This is a genomic window from Paenibacillus sp. RS8, from assembly GCF_041956825.1.
Lineage (GTDB): Bacteria > Bacillota > Bacilli > Paenibacillales > Paenibacillaceae > Paenibacillus_AQ.
Genome location: NZ_CP168131.1, coordinates 2,942,703 through 2,961,234, shown reverse-complemented (window position 1 = coordinate 2,961,234; position 18,532 = coordinate 2,942,703). Strand labels below are relative to the sequence as shown.

The following is an 18,532-nucleotide window of genomic DNA, read 5'->3' as shown; positions in this document are numbered from 1 at the left end:
ACCTTCCACCTCCTTAAAAACACGATTTTGAGAACGACAAAAAGCAACTTGGCGTAAATAGCCAAGCTGCTGGTAAAATGCTTTTTTACCTGTAGAGATTTAGAGAACTATTAGATTATAGGGTTCCGGTAAAAAGCGCTCAGGTTCACACCATAGGCTTTCACCAGAAAATAACCTTTCTATTTAAACACTACAGTCTTATTTTGATGGACGAGGATCCGGTCTTCGATATGCCACTTCACTGCACGAGCCAGAACAACCCGTTCAATGGTGCGTCCAATCCGCTTCAGCTCGATGACATCATCACTGTGGCTAACCCGCTGTACATCCTGTTCAATAATCGGGCCACCATCAAGCTCTTCTGTAACATAGTGAGCAGTTGCTCCGATAATCTTCACCCCGCGTTGATACGCTTGGGCGTAAGGATTACCACCAATAAAGGCTGGCAGGAAGGAGTGATGAATATTAATAATCTGGTGACGATAGTGCTCAATAAACGACGGTGAGATAATCTGCATGTAACGAGCCAGGATTATAACATCAATGTCGTCTCCGATGACTTCAAGCTGACGTTTTTCCGCCTCAGCCTTAGTATCCGCTGTAACTGGAATATGGTGGAAAGGTATGCCGAAGGACTCGACATACGATTTCATATCCAAATGGTTACTAACAACGAGAGCGATGTCGGCTTCTAGATCGCCAGCTTGCCACTGCCAGAGAAGTTCCACAAGACAATGGTCTTCTTTAGAGACAAATATGGCTAATCTTTTCTTATGACGAACATTGAATATTTTCCAGTTCATCTTGAAACGTTCAGCCACTCCGCCGAACAAAGATCGTATCTCTTCCAGACGATCTCCTAATTCAGGAAGGTCAAACTCAACTCTCATAAAGAACATTCCGCCATCTGGATCCATTGTGTACTGATCCGATTGCACAATATTCGCACCATGCTGATACAGAAAGTGTGATACTGCCGCCACGATTCCCGGTCCATCAGGACAGGAAATGAGCATACGCGCCCGGTTGGAATATGATTCGGCACCTGACGAATTGTTTCTTTTTACGTGTAATTCCATGATCCCATCCCATCCTCTCATCTACATGTGCAATCTGAAGTCTAGCTTATGCATGAACGAGCACTTACTTGCCTGCTAACCATGCAATCAAGCGATGATTAATTGCTTCCTCGCTCAGCGCAGGGAACAGCTCGGCAGCGATGACTTCGTCATATAGACGCTCCAGCGGTTCACGCGGATCAGCTTTTTTAGCCTTGGCATCGTTCTTCAGCAACTCCCAGACATTAAGCACATACTGACGGGAATCGATCTCCTTCTTAGCAAAAAACTCGCGGAGTGTTTCAACATCTTCTATAAACTCCGGTCCAAATCGTTCAGCTACGTTACCACGGAGCAAAGCGATCTCTACCTCATACATCGGACGCTGTTTCTTAGCATCCTTACCCACCCATGGTGTTTCCAAAATGAAAGGCAGCCCTGCCAATTTCTCATGATGGACAATTTTGTTAATCGTATCAAAACCGATCCAACCCGATCCAATTGGAGTATGACGGTCTTTACCTGCTCCACATGGATTTTTGCTGTCATTGATGTGGATGACCCCAAGACGATTCAAGCCGATAATCTCATCAAACTGGTTAAGAACGCCATCCAAATCATTAACGATGTCATAGCCAGCATCATGAATGTGACAAGTATCAAGACATACGGACAAACGCTCGTTATGTTCAACCTTAGCAATGATCGAAGCAATCTCCTCAAAGCTGCGTCCGATCTCTGTTCCCTTGCCAGCCATAGTTTCTAGGGCGATATGAACTTCCGTTTCATTGGTTCCCCCAAGAACCTCATTAAGGCCGTCTGCAATCCGCTGGATACCATATTCAGCGTCCTTATCAGTGAAAGCACCTGGATGTAATACGATATGCTTGACCTCAAGCGCATGCGTACGGCGAATTTCTTCTTGTAAGAAATCAACGGCCAACTGATACGTATTCTCTTTATAGGAAGCGAGATTAATAATGTAAGGTGCGTGGACGACAATCTCCTCCACACCATTTTCTTTCATTGCTTGCTTCCCTTCAACGGGATACATGGCATCAATCGGCTTGCGGCGCGTGTTCTGCGGCGCTCCTGTATATATCATAAATGAGCTGGAACCATACTCATTTGCTTCATTTGCTGCGGTCAAAAGACCCTTGTCCGAGCAAGACACATGTGAACCTATTTTCAGCATACTTCTTCCCTCTTTCCTTCACGAATTACCCCCTATTCTACCGTGATCAGAAAAATAAATCTAGATAAGGTCAATATGCTGGGTTCTGCTTCGCAAAACTTTGGAAATAAGCTATACTTTAATATGAGATTAAATTATGTGAGAATACTCATTGCCAAAAGGTGGTGTATGCATGTCTATCCAATCAGGACTTGGTTTATTATCCGCAACACCGAGCAATTGGTTCATGAACTCTATCGCTTTCTGGACATTTATGCTGCTGGGTTCCATGTGTATCGGCGGTTTTTTTATGTTCCGAAAATTCCTAAAGGTATTGCCGAAAGCCGATGGAAAATCTAAGCTGGACTGGCAAAATTACTGGGTAGAACGCAGCCGATCACTCTGGAGTGATGAATCCAAAGCTTTTTTAGACCAGCTTGTTCAACCTGTGCCTAGTCCGTTTCGCGATATCGCCAAACATTCTATTGCTGCTGAGATCGGAAAAATCGCAGTGGAAAGCAATGCGAAAGAGGTTACTCGTGATCACTGCATTAAAGGTTACATAGTCGCCACACCGCGGCGTGACAATCGTTTCCTCGTCAATTTTCTCGAAAAGAACAAAATCGATTACTCTGCTTACCAGCATTTATTTAAGTGATTGTTAATCGAATGTCGTGTTCAGAACGGAGGCCAACCTTATGAAATATGTAATATGTGGCGGCACCGGTTTTATTGGCAGTGAACTAACAAAATACTGGCTGCAAGCAGGAAATGAAGTCGCCATCGTCGGTCGCAATCTACCTAAAGCTGCGCCATATCATCCTAAACTGAGTTACCACACATGGGACACCCTTAAAGCTGATCATGCCCCCCTAGAGAATGCAGATGCCTTGGCTAATCTTGCTGGAGCTTCTCTTAGCCAGCGTTGGAGCCCAAGCGGCAAAAAAGCAATTATGCAATCTCGTCTTGCAACCGTTTCCGCTGCTGCTAAGCTACTCGACAGTTTGAAGCACAAACCGTCTGTAGTCATTCAGGCGTCCGCTGTAGCTATTTACGGAACTTCTTTACAAGATACCTTTAGTGAATCATCACCAGCCCATGTTATGGACTTCCCCTCTGAAGTGGTTCATACCTGGGAAGAAGCTTCTGATAAAGCATACCAAGATATCCGTCTAATCAAGTTACGTACCGGTGTTGTACTTGGCAATGAAAGTGGTGCCTTCCCAAAAATGAAGCTACCCTACTTACTGGGCTTTGGCGGTAACATTGGCACAGGAAGCCAGTGGGTCCCCTGGATTCACCTGACAGATATCGTTCGTCTGATCGATTATTGTATTCAGAATCCCGCCATTTCCGGACCCGTTAATGCGACTGCTCCACATCCAGTTACAAACGAAGAGTTTGGGAGAACGATCGGGAAAGTGTATAAACGGCCACATTGGTTTCCACTACCTGCCTTCTTATTAAAAACAGCAGTTGGTGAATTGTCCGAGATCTTGCTCAAAGGGCAACGCGTCCTTCCAGCGGCGGCATTAGAACAGGGTTTTAGCTTTACATTCCCCACACTTCAAGCTGCTTTAGAAGATCTGAAAAGCCAAAAATAGCAGAATCATCATTCACTTGTAATCCTAAGCTTCATCCATGTGGAATGTGTAACTTCCTTTTACAATCTTAAATACGGCCCCCTCTGACAGCGGGTACTCTTTATAAGGGATCATGGCTTCGCCTTGAAAGAGTGTTCCATTTCTGGAGTCGAGATCCTTTAGCACGTATCCGCCAGGGCTCCTAGATATTTCAGCATGTACTCTTGAAGCTCCTTCGGATCTCTCCACGTACTGAGCTACTTCTGCCGAGCGGCCGATAATAAAGCTAGTTCGGTTTAACACAATGGTCTCCGCCTCTGCCTCATCCTCATCATTTCTTTTGAGATAAGGAACATTTCGAGCTGGCTTGTGATTTCGTTTGCCCTGCTCAGGTGTCTCCTCTCGTGATAATAAAGCAGTTGGAGCTATTGGCTCTGGTGGTGTTACAAAACTATGTTCCTCTATCCTGGATTCAGCTCGTGCAGTTGGAACGCTTGATAGAGGATCCGATGTATACTGATCTACCTTTGGAATCTTTGCTGCGGGACGCGTAGTTGTCACAGGATTTCTACCGAAATTCCACTCCAATTCTCTTCGACTCGAACTCCAGTTTGTATCTTCAGGGTCCTCATTCGTATGATCCTTTTGTTCATTACTTCCAAACCTTATCCTTCCGCTCCATACCATCCAACTCAATACAGACAATGCGATCGTTGCAATCCCACAAACGGCTAGCCACAACGGCTTTGGACTATTTAGATATAGGAATTTCCATAATAAAGCGTCTCCTAATAGGCACCCTAGAATTAAATAAGTTCTTGAGCTTGAGGTTTGTGAATTTATCAAATTATCATCCTCTAGAGATGGAAGCGACTTCTCCTCTTCTTTCAACCTGAGATTGGGACTGGAATAGCTACTCAACCAAGGAGCGGCGTTCTGTTGCATATTCAGAATCTTTTCCTCATTCCGCTCACTTATTTTTTTCTGAGGAGCAGTTACCTCATTCACAAACAGTTCCCTTACTCTCTCTTGCATTCGTCTTTCTGGTTCTATCAGACTTGCTTCTGTCATCTTTGGAGGAATAGATGCCATTATTTCACTATTGCTGATTTCTCTACTTCTAGAATCCCCCTCTGTCAAAAGCTCTGAGAGAAGACTCTTGAGGCCAGCCGGTGTAAATTCTTCTTCCCCACAGTATTGCAATACTCTTTGAACACCACTGCCAGTAAGCTCTGTAATAGAAGCCATTAGCACCATGATCAGCGACTTGAGCGATTCTCCCAGCCTAGAAGTAGGCTCATTCCCCTGAATAGGAATATAGGTTAGGTATACCTTACCACTATGCAACGAGCCTTCAATAAAAATATAATCTCCATGCAAAGCATATTGTTCCGCCCGCAGCATGTATAACCTGCCATCCTCCATCCCTTGTGCAATTTGCAGTAGTAAACCAAAAAATGAGGTCATGCTTAGCTTCTCACTTTTGAGCAAATGACTGAGCATTTTTTTACGCAGAACAGCGTATTCCATAGTAACCTTCAAATCGATTTCCCTAAGTAATAACCTTAAATGATGAGGAATGTCGGTGTTCATCAGCATACGAGCCTGAACCATATTAAGCTTACTCACCGGCATTCCTTCTGGTTCTCCAAGCATCATATATATACCGTCCTGCTGTATAAAGTCACGGGTTAATCCGTACAACAAGCATCACCACCTCCTATTTTAAAAATAAAGATAAGCGCATATGGTACCAGGGACTACAGCCAGCATGAAAGGAAATCTCAACAGCTCACTATCTTTATTTTTAAATAGGAATGAACTTTTCAATAATATAAATCCTGAAATTGTGTTAATGATCTTACGCGTACGCCTGCCTGTTTCCCGTCTCATTAAGACAATTATCCAGCCTATTAAAGCTCCAAATAATACGGAGTACACCACGACCTGCAATGTAAACAGCATTCCTGTCCAAGCGCCGATCCCGGCAAAAAGCTTAACATCCCCCGCGCCAACCGCCCCTATCAAATGCATGATCAGAAGCACTGAAAATCCTGCTACAGCACCCACACCAGCCTTCAGGAGTCCATCCCAGCCGTTCATCAGCACTTGAGCAAGCAGACCGGCAAGCAAACCTGACACTGTAATCCAGTTCGGTATTCTCATCGACTTAATATCTGTAATAAATGCAGCTGCCAGAAACGGAAAACACCCCCAAAACGCCCACTCCGCCATGGTTTACACTCCTTTTCTTTCCTCTTCATTCATTTCACTACTGTGAACATAACCTCAATAGATCTTCCATCATCAAGCTGTATTACAAATGGCCAAGTACCCGGAGTAGTATTCACACCAATTTTCCACTCCCACTCGATATATCCATCCGCGTCCGCTTGTTTCCAGCCTAAATACTTGGCAGTGCTTCCTCCGCTTTTATAAAAGACGGATAAGCTAGCGGAAGCATTTGGCGGAATTTTGGCACGAACTTTGCCTTGCTTATTTGCTACAGCTGGATTCGGTTTTTCCAAAATCACAATGAAATCCTCTGGTTTGCTAGTGCCGTCATCGCCCTTATTTATACCTTCACCTGTATCTCCGATCCAAAGACGTTCAACAGCACTTGCCTCTAGTACAATGCTTTGGTTTAAAAAGGGTACTTTCATTGGCAACTCATAGCTAACCACCAATCCAAAGTAAGGTCGAGTACTCCTCTTTAATTCAGGCACGATAATGTTAGATACATGAATTCGATCATAATCCAGTAAGTCTGATGACAGATACGGCTTCAATAAGGGTTTAATCGCCAGGTCCAGTACACTCTCAGAGGTCTCCGCCTGTAGCTTCTGCAGCGGTCCCTCACCCTTCTCTAAAGCCGACATGACCCACTCATTCAGCGGCTTGGGTAATGCCATTGCGTAACTGCTGCCCCAATCTGTAAGAGACAAGCGAGGTATTGTCCAATTCGATTCAGCTGGATTGCCAGCGGATAGATCCGTGCCCCCCTTCACTGCATCAGCGTCCGCTTCGCTTGTTGCCCCCCATTTCTGCACCGCCAAAGCCGCAGGGTACATATGCGTTGAAATAGATTTCACAGTATCGGATGCTGTACTTTGTAAGGCTGTCGAATACAAAGTCATCTGTACGATAGAAATTAGGAACAGAACAAACAGTAAGAAAAACGGAAGTACCATCGCCGCCTCTACTACCATGCTACCTTCTTCCTTAGTCCTCCCCCTAATCCGGTACTCGTCCCTCATATCCTTGCCAACCTCCTGCTAATATGAAAAATCAATCTTTACTTCTCTCATATATGTTCTTCCTTGAACTTTTCCTGAATACCCAGCGCTATAATCCAAAAGCTTCACTACACCTGGCAGAAACCATAACCGCATTTTGAGCTTAATATTCGAGGATACATAAGTGCTTCTTTCCTCTGTATTTATTCCTGTGTTGAGACGAATTAGAGCCAGCATCCGAGATAACTGAACATTCCCGCCTCCATGCATCATCATAAACAGACGCAAATGATCGCGATAAGTCAACTGGGCTGGTAAGTATTTGGATAGAGGAATGGAATCTTTCTCACAAAGTAGTAACATATCTTGAATAGCTTGCTGGATTCCATACAACAGCGCCGCAGCGAGAACAGCCAATGGATTTCCTAAGCTTGCCTTCTCAATAAAACCTTCCATCGTTCGAATAGACAACCGCATAGCGAATATTTCAGCATAAGCCGCGGCTACATTGCCTGCAGGATTATAAAATCCATATAGAATGTATTCCAGCTCTTGTGCTTGAGGATTAAGCTGTTCTTTAAGCTTATCTGTATCCTCTACAGAACCTTGTGCCAATGTAGCTAACTTGGAAACGTCAAAATGCTGAAAATAGAGGGCAGAATACTCCGTTTGGAAAAGTTTATCTCTAGCTCCTGCCATAATGCCACCCATCGCTGCATAGATCCCGTCCATATCCTCCATCGCCGAACTCCCAGCAGCATAAATGTTTGAGCTAACTTCTGATTTAACCAGTGGATCCGATACTATTTCCTCATTAAAAGCAATATTCTCTTCATAATATTGGCGAAGTGTTTGATAGTCTTTCAGAGAATCTGTCACTCCGTTACCCATCATTCGAATCTTATCGAGCAACGCTTTCGCTTCACCCAGCTTCGATTTAGCTTCTCTCTCCAATTGTTTACGCTCTTTATCTGAGCTACGGTGCTGTTCAATTAAAGCCACATCATTAGCGATAACATTCCCCTTCTCGCCGTAATTCTGTACATAGTTTTTCACCACACGTGTAGCTTCAAGAACAGAAGATATCATTCGGTAGGAGTCCCCGTTGTCACTCAAAGCTTCATACAGCACACCTGACATTCCTGCTACGATTGGTTCAATGGTCTCGAAAGCACTTTGCTGCGTGGATATATTATTCTCCATCTGACTTAAATCAGTTGAGGTGAGAATCAGTGCATCTTCCTGTTCACGCAGCTTTTTAAGCGGGTCTGAGCTTATCTCTCCTGAGCTCGCCGGAATATCCCAATTATTAGCAGGATCATTTGATAGATCCCCACCCTCCATTCGCGACTGTTCCAATACATTTCTCATCTCGTCATTCAATTGCTGCGCCTTCTTTAACGCTTCTTTCGCTCCCTCCATTGATCTTTCATGATCTTCACGAAAAGCTGTTAATAAGGCAGGAAGCCGCGATAACATCTCAGTAGTTCGACTCTGGTAGAGTGACAATTGATAAGTGTACTTTGCAGGCTTTTTACTATCACGATAAAGATCATCGTAGTACTTCCCAAGGTAGTCGCTATACTGTGCTGAAATATCTGCGGCCGATTGCATACTTCCGAGCGAACTGGCTGAAATGGACTCTCCCGGCGGATTCATAATCCATTGAAGTAGCCTTCTTCCACTCTCCGCAGCCTGGCTTCTCCGCTCTAACATAAGATCCAAAGCCTCTTCTCGCTCGTCATATAACGGCTGCAGCTTACTGAGCAAAGTAGTAGCGCGTGAAGCCTCTTCCATTACTCCTGACATTGGTTTAAATTTACCTGCCAGCTCTAACGCGAAATCTATCGGGGCCTTATATTTCATTTCTTCCAGTATTTGTCGACGAGCAACTTCATAGCTACCCAATGGTCGGCTCCATTCCAAGGATGAGGATTCCAGCGCAAAGGGGATTAGATTGAAAGCATCACTCCGACCACTTTTATGCAGATTATCATTGAGTACTTTAGAGAGCAGAATATCCCCGTCACTCTCTCCGAATGCGAACAAACCATACTTCTCTCGCAGCTCAACATCGTAGGATGACATTACAGAGCGGACGCTAGCCCTCGCTAGACGTTCCTCTTGAACATTGAATGCAGCAATGCGCGCATAATCAATCAGCACTGCTGTAAATAAAAAGACGAAAGCCAATACCATGATTAGGAAAATCGAGACCGAGCCTTCTGTTTTCCCCTCGTGCTGCCCCTGCATCTTTCTCTTTCGATTCTTTCCGCTAGCGAGGCAACTAGTAAAAATACTCCTCATCAAAACCTCCCTCCTTATCCCTGCTTTCAATGAATATTAGATCCACGGGCAAAGAAATATCACTTATCCTGAAGCTTGGTCATCATTGTAGATGCATCCTTCTTCTCCATATGGACTCCAGATCCACCACTCCCCTCTGAGCCTCCCTTGAACTTTGCCCCGAAGTATCGCATCAAGTCGACTGTACGAATAAACTCAACAGGTTCAGCGATGATAGATTGAGCTTTCACATTTGGTTTTGCCTCATCAGAAAGAATCTCATCAAGTACGGGTAGGTTTAGTAGGCGATTTAACTCAGCACTTACTTTCCGTCCGGTAAGGCTGTATACATAGTTCATATTTCCCGGCATATTATACGGAACCATAGTGGAGGAATGCCTGAGTTTAAGTACGGGCAAATCACTTTCATCTGACACTTCACCAGGTAACTCTATGGTTACACCGCCACTTCCAGCTTCTCCGCCGAATAATGAAGATAGCAACGCGTCGTCACCAATCCTCCAATAGAGGGAGTCATATTCACCAACAGCGTAGGATCCAGAAACCTCTTTATGACTGTTACCCCAATTGTAAGCCGCACGCTCTGTGGCTCCTGAGGCCACTTGTATCAGCATGGATTTCTGATAGCTATACAAGCAGAAGAACAATAGAAGCATCGTAATACACATGACCAATGGCAGCAGAAGTGAGGCTTCAATAGTAAAGCTGCCTCGATCTTCCTTAAGCTTGCTCACTCGAATACGTCCTGGCTCTTTTCACCCGCAGTGCTAATCAGATCTTTAACTACTTTTACAATCTCCTCACGAAATACCAAAACAACCGCAATCAACACAGCAATGATCAGAATCATCTCCAGCGTCCCCAGACCTTCCTCGTCCTTCCAAAAGCTCTTTGCAGTACTCACCATTGTCGTCATCATTCGTTTCATCCTCCTACATTTTTAACATCATGAATGCTGGTGTTCCCACCAGTACAATTACTATTAAAAAGATAACTACCATCGGAAAGACTAGCTTAGAGGAAGCCTGCTCCCCTCGCGTTCGACTGATAGCTTTCCGTTTATCCCACAGCATTCGCGATAGGTCGCGTAGCGATAACACAAAATCCGCTCCACCCCTGCGGTAATTCAGAAGAACCGTCGTCGTGAACAAGGATACCTCCTGCACTGCGCATCTCTTACTAAAATTCTCGAATGCCTGCTGAAAAGAATACCCTCCTTCCCATTCACTGGTCATAATCCTAAGCTCCTTATACAGTGGATGATTAACATCACCTCGGTGGCTCTCTACACAGCGGATAATCGCCCGCTGCACAGTCTCACCTGCTCCTACCAGCAATACAATACTGTTCAGAAGCTCTGGTAGCTCGAGCATAATATTTTGCTCCCGCACCCTCACCTTTTTATGTAAATCACTGACCATAGCAGCCGGTAGAGCTACCGCCAAGAAAAAGCCTAGAATCAGACCTGTCTGATCGCCGCTAAACCCTGTGATCAAGCTTCCACCCACAAGCAACAACCAACTGTAGCTAAGCATCTCACCCATGAACAGCAAGGTCCGTTCTGCACTGTAACGCATCCCATAACTTCGCTGCAGGGAACGTTGAATCCTGAACATCAACGATGGAAAACGGCTGGCGGTGCCACTCTTCTCAATGAGCAGCAGCAGCGGTTCACCCAGCTTCCGAAGTCGTAAACCGTCCATGGGAAGCCTCCTTAACCCGGCATATCTTTTTCCGCATTTAATTCGTAACAGAGCCCAGACAACAAGTAAAAATATAGTGAATACTGCACATAGCCATCGCATGATTTCATCCCCTTCACAGCGGAATGTCCATTATTTTAGTAGTCCAGAGATAACATAAGAACAACGCAATAAGCGCTAGTGTCGATATGGCTATACCCGCTCCCGTATACATAGGCTCCATATAGTCTCCTGCAGTTAAACTCATAAAGATCACCATGATCAGTGGGGATATCAGCAGTGCTTTAGCCTCGAACTTCTTCTGTGCAATGCTTACAGCAATATCCTGCTGAATATCTAGCTTCTCTCCGATAATCGTGGATGTACGGCGTACTACTTCTACAAGATCACCACCAGTACGTTTACATACAGAGAACACGTCAGCGAATCGCTCGATATCTTCCATTCCAGCTCTTTCACTGAAATCCCGTAGCGCTTCTTCCACTGGCTGACCGTATTCCATGCGCGTACAGATAATATTTAGCTCCGAGATCATATCGCCGCCTCCCTCCGGGTCGAGCATACGTAGATCCTGCACTGCTTCCCGGAAAGCATTCTCGACCGAGCGCCCTGCTGAGAGCGAGGAAGACAATGAAAATAACGTCTGTTTAAACTGTAAATTAAGCATACTCCGGCGTCTTTTCAGCAAATAATTACGCAGTATACGAGGTGCATACACCCCACCTGGCATAAGTAGTAAAGACAGTATCCAATGATGATAAAAAAGATATCCCACTACAAACAGCAGCAAACTGCCTACTGCGATTGCCAGAATTTTCTGTACCAAAGTCAACTCGTAAACCGTATAATCCGGCAATAATGAATGGCCTCCGGAATCAGCTTCCTTAGGCTTTTCAGCAGCAAACTTAATCTTAAGCACTGCCTCTTCCCCCTTTTAGAATTCAGAATCCATACTGTGATAACGGGTAGGAGGTTACACCAGCCATTCTAAGCTTTGCTGTATGTATAAGCGGGTTTCCACTAGAAACTAGCCCCCCTTGTACCCGTCCCTCTCGCTCACCGGACTCTTGAAATTCATATAGAGGGTTCAAGACCACTTCTCCATCTTTTAGGCCCCCAACCTCACTAATCTCCATCACTCGCCTAGTGCGATCACGGAGCCTGGACAAATGTACGAAAATATCAATCGCCGATGCGATCTGCTGACGTACAACCGTTACCGGCAGATCCGCAGCACTTAGCACCATCGTCTCCAGTCGACTGACCATATCGTGCGCGCTGTTACTATGTCCTGAGGACAAGCTTCCATCGTGTCCAGTGTTCATCGCCTGCAGCATATCGAGACATTCCGCTCCCCGCACCTCACCCACAACAATTCGATTAGGCCTCATCCGCAACGAAGATCTGATCAAATCCCGAATGGAGATCTCTCCTCTACCTTCTGTATTCGCGTTTCTAGTCTCCAAGGATACAAGATTAGGCACAGTTACAATCTGTAGCTCAGCGGAATCCTCTATCGTTATGACCCTCTCCTGTGAAGGGATAAACTGAGATAACGCGTTTAGAAAAGTGGTCTTCCCTGAGCCCGTTCCCCCGCTGATAAAAATATTGTATTTAGCAGCTACTAAGATTTGCAGAAGCTCTGCTGCTTCCTGGCTTAAGGCTTCACGCCCCACCAATTCATTCATCGTCATCGGCGTCTCTGGGAATTTACGAATAGTCATCGCCGGTCCTTTCAGCGAGACTGGCGGAAGTACAATATTCACACGGGATCCATCCTTAAGCCGAGCATCAACGATAGGAGAGGAGTCATTAACTACCCTGTTAACTCCGGAGACTACCGTTTGGATAATGTCCTCCAGCCTGCTACTGGACTCAAATTCCAAAGGAAGACGACGAATCTGACCCTCCTCTTCTATAAAAATCTCAGTATGACTGTTGATCATAATCTCCGTGATCGCCGGGTTATCCACTAATGGCTGAAGCACATCCAATCCTCGGAAAGAATCAAACAATCTCTTTACTAACTCATGCTTCTCATGCGCCGTTAAATAACGTAGACTTTCACTTTCTAGAATCGTTCGTTCGATATAACCGGTAAGTTCACGGTTTCCTACTGCAGAAGTTACATCAAGTCCTGCACGAATCTCACTACGCAGCGCCCTGAACATCTCCTCATTCATGCAAGTTCTTCCCAGTAAAAACTAATGGGAGTTCTGGCTCTACAATCCGCTTACACAACTGCAAGATTTCCCTCTGAAATTGCGGTGAGTTCAAAAAGAGCTCCTCACGGTGTTGCAGCGTCCATGATTGGATAAAGGGGCATACCCCTTCAATGCTAATTCCTTCAGGAGGCACCCACTCTTCCATACGATTTCCCGCAAAATTCACTACAAACCTACTCTTGTCCATCACATGGGGTGTCATACCAGAGTTAGGGGTGTTGCAATGCGATAACCACCTCATAGTCTTATACATGCTTACATCATCATTTTTCAGGACCCACAGTAGAATCCTGCTTCTTTGTAACACAGCTTTTGCTCGTTCTTCCTCGATGCTGCCGGTATCCACAATAACAACATCAAAGTTTCTCTCAGCAACTAGACGCTCTAACAAATCCAATGTATCTTCCATAGTCATCTGAAGCATTTCCTTCACATTAATAACTGGCCTAAAAGCAGCCGTTCGGAGGTGATCATATCTAATGAAGTATTGTCCTAATTCGATCGTATCTGCTTCACCCTTGTCTCGACTGGCCTTTATTTCATAAAGCAGTCGCTCTAGCCCAGGCGTATGACCTGCAGGGATTCGAAGAAACAACCCACTGCTATCTACACTTTCAAGGTTTAGATAAAACACCGAAAGGCCCATCTCACCAAGCTGCTTAGCCATATTCAATGCTATTGTGGTTTTGCCCATGTTACCGCTAGAAGAGACGACCCCAAGTAACAGCGTTTCATCTAGCACAGAAGATCCTCTACCTCTTTGGACTTCACATAACTGAAGGAAAGCCCCCAGAAGGGAAGGCAATGCCTGATATTTGGCAATCATCACCCCTCCTGCTAGACTCTTAGCACTCTTACCAAGATAACCTCCATCCTCACTCAGGACCGCCCATGGAACCATGTTTTTTCCCTCTATCAGCCAAGCCTCGATGAAAGAAGAGTCCCCTACAACAGCATCCGGGATGTCCTCTCCCCTCATGAAATCAATAAAAGCATCCTTTCGGCTAAAAGCCGTAATACGCAGCATTTCTCCGTACTCGCTGTGATGAAGATAATGTAATAGAGGTTCGATATATTGACTTTCACGCACTGCGAGCACAATCCTTGCCGCCATGAAACCACGCTCCTTTCGATAAAAAGAAATCCATTATTTCCTCAAAAAAGACAGCAAAAAAAGCACCGACAATAACCGTGGATACGGTAATTGAACGGTGCTTCCGTCGCCATTCCTTTAATTTACAGCTATAGTAGCATATATACAAGAAGGCAGCAATAAGTTTTTTCTCACACTAGCTGGATACTATACTCTCATCTTATCTTCGCGCCAGTTCTTAATGGCAGACCGGATATCGTTAGGATTGAGCTTCTCCTTCACGGCTCGCTGACACAGTGCTGGGAACTCATCGTCACCTGCATAGCGCAGCGCTATAATTTGGGATAATTCAAGCTCCGGGTTCAAAGCTTCGCCTGTCAGACGGAAATAGCGAAATTGCTCTTCCACTCTCACCACGCGATCCTGATTTTTTGTCGCATATATACGAATTCTCGTAATCGCAAATAGTAGGCATAAGGACAAGCCAAATAACAGCAATGGCACCGTTAAAACCCCATCAGCACGTATCTCTTGAACAGCATAAATCGCCGACCACACAAACAAAATTAGCGCAAGAGGCATCGTCACAAAATGATAAGGCCAATCAAAACGCATAAATCCTTTAGGCTTCCCTTTATTCATAATTCATCTCCATATTTTATATGACTTGTATAGTGCTTAAAGCTTGGTCTCGCCGGGAATAGCAACGACAAAGGGCTTGTTATTCTCCCAGTACAGCGACTTCCCTGAAACTTTAGTCGTTCCATCCACATTAACGATTCCGCAAATAATCTGACTTCCCCATACACTCGTATAATAATAGGCATAGGATGGTGCTAAAACAGGGGCTTTACCATATTCCTTTGCAATAGGATGTCCAAATATCGCGGTAAAATCTTGTTTATCAGCCTCTTTCGAATCGTCCAAATCTGCTTCCCATACGACTGTTCTAATGTTGTCTTTAATCTCATAATACGATACAAAATGCCCATAGATTATGAAATATCCGTCAGACCTGCCTTCTGGAAAATAATACGACATAGACAACGCTTCATTATCACCCGTTAATTGAGACGGCTCTCTTTCTTCAAACGGAAATTGTAAGGCAGCAATGCGGGAAACAACCAAATCGTTACTATTATAATTCTGCACAAGCTTTGCATTTGCACGTTCCTGAACCCGGACAGTATTCGTACTAACGTCCAGAGTTACTCTAGCCCCAAGAGCTTCTGCAATAAACCTTAGCGGTACTGTAACTCTTCCATCCATGATTCTAGCAGGTGCATCCAGTTGTACAGATTCCGAGTTCTTCCATGCTGTTCGAGAACCTACTGTAAGCTTAATCTTCATAGAGTCTCTGATGATCGTTACTTGCTTTGTACGGGCTTCCCACTGAATAGAAGTATTCTTGAAGCTCTCAAAAGCCTTCAGCGGAACCATCGTCTGTCCAGAAACGATATGCACACCGTAATTCACGCTCGAATTATTCACCATTACCTTGAGCTTAGCCTCTGCGGATACCGTTCCCATCGTACCTAAAGAAACTAACATAACTATTAATAGATAAAGCCCTGCCTTTCGCAGCATCCCTTCACCCCTCGCTAAATGTCCTTAACTATACCAAATTATGGTTACATTATAACATCTAGCCAAATCTCGGATTACAAAAATCTTTGTTTGATCTCCGGTGTTGGGAGCAGACACTGCTCATCGCGCCCGAACCAACGGTAACGATTCCTTGCAACATAGCGGTAAAGGATATTCCGTATTTGGCGCGGCACTATAATGAAGAAATACGCAGCAGGCCAAGGCCATCTCAATCTACGCGCAATCCGCAGTACAGCAGCCGACTCTGTATAACACACACCGTTCTCCAGCAATACAACTGTGTTCAACTGCCCAGGTTGAAGTCCAGCCTCCCTCATTAGCTTAGCAGCAATTTCACTTTGTAAAGGCGCAAATAGAAATTTAGCCTTGGGATCACGCGGGATGATGAAACGAATCAAACCTTGGCAAAGATGACACACCCCATCGATCAGCACAATGGATTTATTTTGCATAATGTTCAGCTCCTCGTTCATTGCTCCCCCTCCCTGATAAAGATAAGTGTATCGCATATTTTGGGTAAACAAAAACGCGGGATAGAAATCCCGCGCCAACATGTACCGTTCTTTAATTATTCAGCAATTGCCTTTTCAATCCATTGATCGCCGATCATTTGTCCTTCGAAATCAGCAGTGAATGCCTCCATGCATTTACAGATGAAATCTTTGCGGCAAATTGGACATGGAGTTTTAAGCAGGCGGCTGATGTTCGTCATTTTCCATTCCGGAAACCGATTATAAAACGCACGGCACTCCGTTCCATCAGCAAGCTTGATAATGAACTCGTACAATCCTTCCTTATCGTTGCTGCTGGCTTTGGTCACATTCGTAATATTCGGTCTGTAAGACATCTTCATCACCCATTATTTAAATTTTTGGTTGTAAATTGCACACGCAACATATTCTCAGATACTTAGACATATTAAAGAATTTTAAGGGTGATGTCAACCAAAGACGCCTAACACGGAGGCTATTTATTACTCTTTTATGATCAACGCCTTTATTCAGTCATTATTTCCATAAAATATATACAGATACATTTAATTTATGATCATTAATTTCACAATGATTTGATAAAGCGAACGGGCGTTAATGATTCATAGAACATTCTTATTTGGCTCTCTCTCATAAATGGTGTACAATTAAATTGTGATAAATCAAAATAGGAATTAAAAAGGAGGTGGCATCCATGAGTATATATGATTTTGAAGTCAACACTCTTCGGGGTGCAGAAGAATCATTGTCCAAGTACAAAGGCAAAGTGCTCCTTGTTGTGAATACAGCTAGCAAATGTGGATTTACGCCTCAGTATAAAGGGCTTCAGGAAGTGTACGAGAAATTTAAGGATCGTGGATTCGAAGTGTTAGGTTTCCCAAGCAATCAGTTTGCCGGCCAAGAGCCTGGTGAAAGTGATGAAATTGCAGAATACTGCGAGATTAATTATGGAGTAACCTTCCCCATGTTCGAGAAGATTGATGTAAAAGGCGACGAAGCACATCCCTTATTCAAATACTTATCTAAGGAAGCACCTGGTGTTCTAGGCTCAAAAAGCGTGAAATGGAACTTCACGAAATTCCTGGTGGATCAAGAAGGCCGTGTCCTTAAGCGTTTTGCTCCTAAAACTACTCCTCAGCAGATCGAATCTTATATCTCCAAGCTTTTGAAATAATCCGTTTAAGAAAAAATTCCGAAAAAGGATACCGGCCACATCACTCAGTCCACTAGCTGATATGCGGTCAGTATCCTTTTTGTCTTTAAACATGATATTGTGATAAATCCCCCTCCTAACCCCTTTGGAATAATTTATATTATTGATGAAGAAAATTACTGGGAGGGGCAAGCGATGGTTAAACTGCGTGATTTGCCAGAACTACAGGTTATCGGTTGGACAAATGTTAATGCCTCTGGAGAGCCTTATCCGAATCTTTGGGAATTTGTTTTTGGTGAGTTAGATATTGATGCGAAATTTGACTCCATCCCCTCAAAAGTTCAAGACAGCGGTTGTTATCTGGGTCTATTTCAGAATCGTACATCTGTCCCCCGATTGTGGGAACAAGCTGCTTGGGATCATGAGTTCTTCCTTGCGGTCGAAGTAAAGCTAGATTTCATTCCTGAAGGGCTTGTGCAGAAGACCTTCCCTGCATCAACCTATGCCATATTTACAGCAAACGGGGTGCCTCACTCGGCTTTTCAGAACACTTGGAATCACATACATAATGAATGGCTGCCGCATTCCGAATATATGTTCAATCCGGATGGTGTCTTTTTCATTCAATATACAGAAAATTCCGGACCAGATGATGAACGATTCGAAGCCCATTTATGCGTCCCTATTAAGAAAAAGTAGTGCTTTCCCCAATGCTTGATTAAGCACAAAAAAAAGAAGCCTTGCGTCGCAAGGCTTCTTTCGTCAATCTATATGCGGTAGAGAGGACTCGAACCTCCACGGGTATACACCCACTACCCCCTCAAGATAGCGTGTCTGCCATTCCACCACTACCGCGCGGTGTGTTAAACATAGAACTTTGTTTGAGGTCAACATTCATTAT

At 44.4% G+C, this 18,532-nt stretch carries 20 protein-coding genes and 1 tRNA gene; 4 read left to right on the top strand and 17 right to left on the bottom strand.

From position 1 onward, the window contains the following. Nucleotides 1-179: 179 nt before the first annotated feature. Both purU and ACDZ28_RS14680 read right to left on the bottom strand, forming a co-directional pair. Nucleotides 180-1,079, bottom strand: a complete 900-nt coding sequence (gene purU / locus ACDZ28_RS14685; protein WP_042124906.1) for a formyltetrahydrofolate deformylase — start codon at nt 1,077-1,079, stop codon at nt 180-182. A gap of 64 nt (nt 1,080-1,143) precedes the next feature. Continuing rightward, nucleotides 1,144-2,253, bottom strand: coding sequence for a deoxyribonuclease IV (locus ACDZ28_RS14680; protein WP_076118117.1), 1,110 nt, complete (start codon nt 2,251-2,253; stop codon nt 1,144-1,146). 172 nt (nt 2,254-2,425) lie between these two features. On the opposite strand from ACDZ28_RS14680, the gene ACDZ28_RS14675 reads away from it, so the two are divergent. Both ACDZ28_RS14675 and ACDZ28_RS14670 read left to right on the top strand, forming a co-directional pair. Then, a complete protein-coding gene (locus ACDZ28_RS14675) occupies nt 2,426-2,890 on the top strand; it encodes a DUF2621 domain-containing protein (protein ID WP_042124904.1) in 465 nt (154 codons plus the stop codon). Between the two features lie 40 nt (nt 2,891-2,930). Beyond that, nucleotides 2,931-3,836 carry a TIGR01777 family oxidoreductase gene (locus ACDZ28_RS14670; RefSeq protein WP_042124902.1) on the top strand — a complete coding sequence of 302 codons (906 nt, stop codon included), beginning with the start codon at nt 2,931-2,933 and terminating at the stop codon, nt 3,834-3,836. Between the two features lie 24 nt (nt 3,837-3,860). On the opposite strand, the gene ACDZ28_RS14665 is transcribed toward ACDZ28_RS14670, so the two are convergent. The 14 genes from ACDZ28_RS14665 to ACDZ28_RS14600 form a co-directional block, all read right to left on the bottom strand. Beyond that, entirely contained in the window at nt 3,861-5,522 is a 1,662-nt protein-coding gene (locus ACDZ28_RS14665) for a DUF6382 domain-containing protein (protein WP_375105046.1), read from the bottom strand. 18 nt (nt 5,523-5,540) lie between these two features. Beyond that, nucleotides 5,541-6,050 carry a prepilin peptidase gene (locus ACDZ28_RS14660; RefSeq protein ID WP_042124900.1) on the bottom strand — a complete coding sequence of 170 codons (510 nt, stop codon included), beginning with the start codon at nt 6,048-6,050 and terminating at the stop codon, nt 5,541-5,543. 29 nt (nt 6,051-6,079) lie between these two features. After that, on the bottom strand, nt 6,080-7,072 hold the full coding sequence (locus ACDZ28_RS14655) for a TadE/TadG family type IV pilus assembly protein (protein WP_375105045.1): 993 nt from the start codon (nt 7,070-7,072) through the stop codon (nt 6,080-6,082). 18 nt (nt 7,073-7,090) lie between these two features. Next, a complete protein-coding gene (locus ACDZ28_RS14650) occupies nt 7,091-9,358 on the bottom strand; it encodes a hypothetical protein (protein ID WP_339289602.1) in 2,268 nt (755 codons plus the stop codon). 59 nt (nt 9,359-9,417) lie between these two features. Next, on the bottom strand, nt 9,418-10,092 hold the full coding sequence (locus ACDZ28_RS14645) for a TadE family protein (protein ID WP_081389772.1): 675 nt from the start codon (nt 10,090-10,092) through the stop codon (nt 9,418-9,420). Further along, the gene (locus tag ACDZ28_RS14640) at nt 10,089-10,277 is read right to left on the bottom strand and encodes a Flp1 family type IVb pilin (RefSeq protein ID WP_042124893.1); all 189 of its coding nucleotides are present in this window, start codon (nt 10,275-10,277) and stop codon (nt 10,089-10,091) included. The genes ACDZ28_RS14645 and ACDZ28_RS14640 overlap by 4 nt, the downstream gene beginning before the upstream one ends. A gap of 13 nt (nt 10,278-10,290) precedes the next feature. Then, nucleotides 10,291-11,166, bottom strand: a complete 876-nt coding sequence (locus tag ACDZ28_RS14635) for a type II secretion system F family protein (RefSeq protein WP_375105354.1) — start codon at nt 11,164-11,166, stop codon at nt 10,291-10,293. A gap of 10 nt (nt 11,167-11,176) precedes the next feature. Continuing rightward, nucleotides 11,177-11,971: a type II secretion system F family protein gene (locus ACDZ28_RS14630; RefSeq protein WP_375105353.1), complete on the bottom strand. Its 795-nt coding sequence runs from the start codon at nt 11,969-11,971 to the stop codon at nt 11,177-11,179. 31 nt (nt 11,972-12,002) lie between these two features. Further along, the gene (locus ACDZ28_RS14625; RefSeq protein WP_375105044.1) at nt 12,003-13,244 is read right to left on the bottom strand and encodes a CpaF family protein; all 1,242 of its coding nucleotides are present in this window, start codon (nt 13,242-13,244) and stop codon (nt 12,003-12,005) included. Continuing rightward, on the bottom strand, nt 13,237-14,400 hold the full coding sequence (locus ACDZ28_RS14620) for a hypothetical protein (RefSeq protein ID WP_076118130.1): 1,164 nt from the start codon (nt 14,398-14,400) through the stop codon (nt 13,237-13,239). Before ACDZ28_RS14620 ends, ACDZ28_RS14625 begins: the two co-directional genes overlap by 8 nt. Before the next feature lie 186 nt (nt 14,401-14,586). Then, complete coding sequence (locus ACDZ28_RS14615) at nt 14,587-15,021, bottom strand: DUF6526 family protein (protein WP_375105043.1); 435 nt, start codon at nt 15,019-15,021, stop codon at nt 14,587-14,589. 36 nt (nt 15,022-15,057) lie between these two features. Next, complete coding sequence (locus tag ACDZ28_RS14610) at nt 15,058-15,966, bottom strand: copper amine oxidase N-terminal domain-containing protein (RefSeq protein ID WP_375105042.1); 909 nt, start codon at nt 15,964-15,966, stop codon at nt 15,058-15,060. A 74-nt stretch (nt 15,967-16,040) separates the two neighbouring features. Next, nucleotides 16,041-16,460 carry a thiol-disulfide oxidoreductase DCC family protein gene (locus tag ACDZ28_RS14605; protein WP_076118136.1) on the bottom strand — a complete coding sequence of 140 codons (420 nt, stop codon included), beginning with the start codon at nt 16,458-16,460 and terminating at the stop codon, nt 16,041-16,043. A 95-nt stretch (nt 16,461-16,555) separates the two neighbouring features. Next, the gene (locus tag ACDZ28_RS14600) at nt 16,556-16,834 is read right to left on the bottom strand and encodes a hypothetical protein (protein WP_042124803.1); all 279 of its coding nucleotides are present in this window, start codon (nt 16,832-16,834) and stop codon (nt 16,556-16,558) included. A 338-nt stretch (nt 16,835-17,172) separates the two neighbouring features. On the opposite strand from ACDZ28_RS14600, the gene ACDZ28_RS14595 reads away from it, so the two are divergent. Together ACDZ28_RS14595 and ACDZ28_RS14590 are read left to right on the top strand one after the other, a co-directional pair. Then, nucleotides 17,173-17,652, top strand: coding sequence for a glutathione peroxidase (locus ACDZ28_RS14595; RefSeq protein ID WP_042124801.1), 480 nt, complete (start codon nt 17,173-17,175; stop codon nt 17,650-17,652). Between the two features lie 174 nt (nt 17,653-17,826). Further along, complete coding sequence (locus tag ACDZ28_RS14590) at nt 17,827-18,330, top strand: GyrI-like domain-containing protein (protein WP_375105041.1); 504 nt, start codon at nt 17,827-17,829, stop codon at nt 18,328-18,330. A gap of 73 nt (nt 18,331-18,403) precedes the next feature. Here the strand turns inward: ACDZ28_RS14590 and ACDZ28_RS14585 are convergent. Beyond that, nucleotides 18,404-18,486, bottom strand: a tRNA-Leu gene (locus tag ACDZ28_RS14585). Nucleotides 18,487-18,532 lie beyond the last annotated feature (46 nt).

Excerpts from the sequence above, each read along its gene's own strand:
- purU (WP_042124906.1), bottom strand. The coding sequence starts at position 1,079 with ATGGAATTACACGTAAAAAGAAACAATTCGTCAGGTGCCGAATCATAT.
- ACDZ28_RS14680 (WP_076118117.1), bottom strand. The coding sequence starts at position 2,253 with ATGCTGAAAATAGGTTCACATGTGTCTTGCTCGGACAAGGGTCTTTTG.
- ACDZ28_RS14675 (WP_042124904.1), top strand. The coding sequence starts at position 2,426 with ATGTCTATCCAATCAGGACTTGGTTTATTATCCGCAACACCGAGCAAT.
- ACDZ28_RS14670 (WP_042124902.1), top strand. The coding sequence starts at position 2,931 with ATGAAATATGTAATATGTGGCGGCACCGGTTTTATTGGCAGTGAACTA.
- ACDZ28_RS14660 (WP_042124900.1), bottom strand. The coding sequence starts at position 6,050 with ATGGCGGAGTGGGCGTTTTGGGGGTGTTTTCCGTTTCTGGCAGCTGCA.
- ACDZ28_RS14655 (WP_375105045.1), bottom strand. The coding sequence starts at position 7,072 with ATGAGGGACGAGTACCGGATTAGGGGGAGGACTAAGGAAGAAGGTAGC.
- ACDZ28_RS14650 (WP_339289602.1), bottom strand. The coding sequence starts at position 9,358 with ATGAGGAGTATTTTTACTAGTTGCCTCGCTAGCGGAAAGAATCGAAAG.
- ACDZ28_RS14640 (WP_042124893.1), bottom strand. The coding sequence starts at position 10,277 with ATGATGACGACAATGGTGAGTACTGCAAAGAGCTTTTGGAAGGACGAG.
- ACDZ28_RS14625 (WP_375105044.1), bottom strand. The coding sequence starts at position 13,244 with ATGAATGAGGAGATGTTCAGGGCGCTGCGTAGTGAGATTCGTGCAGGA.
- ACDZ28_RS14620 (WP_076118130.1), bottom strand. The coding sequence starts at position 14,400 with ATGGCGGCAAGGATTGTGCTCGCAGTGCGTGAAAGTCAATATATCGAA.
- ACDZ28_RS14615 (WP_375105043.1), bottom strand. The coding sequence starts at position 15,021 with ATGAATAAAGGGAAGCCTAAAGGATTTATGCGTTTTGATTGGCCTTAT.
- ACDZ28_RS14610 (WP_375105042.1), bottom strand. The coding sequence starts at position 15,966 with ATGCTGCGAAAGGCAGGGCTTTATCTATTAATAGTTATGTTAGTTTCT.
- ACDZ28_RS14605 (WP_076118136.1), bottom strand. The coding sequence starts at position 16,460 with ATGAACGAGGAGCTGAACATTATGCAAAATAAATCCATTGTGCTGATC.
- ACDZ28_RS14600 (WP_042124803.1), bottom strand. The coding sequence starts at position 16,834 with ATGTCTTACAGACCGAATATTACGAATGTGACCAAAGCCAGCAGCAAC.
- ACDZ28_RS14595 (WP_042124801.1), top strand. The coding sequence starts at position 17,173 with ATGAGTATATATGATTTTGAAGTCAACACTCTTCGGGGTGCAGAAGAA.
- ACDZ28_RS14590 (WP_375105041.1), top strand. The coding sequence starts at position 17,827 with ATGGTTAAACTGCGTGATTTGCCAGAACTACAGGTTATCGGTTGGACA.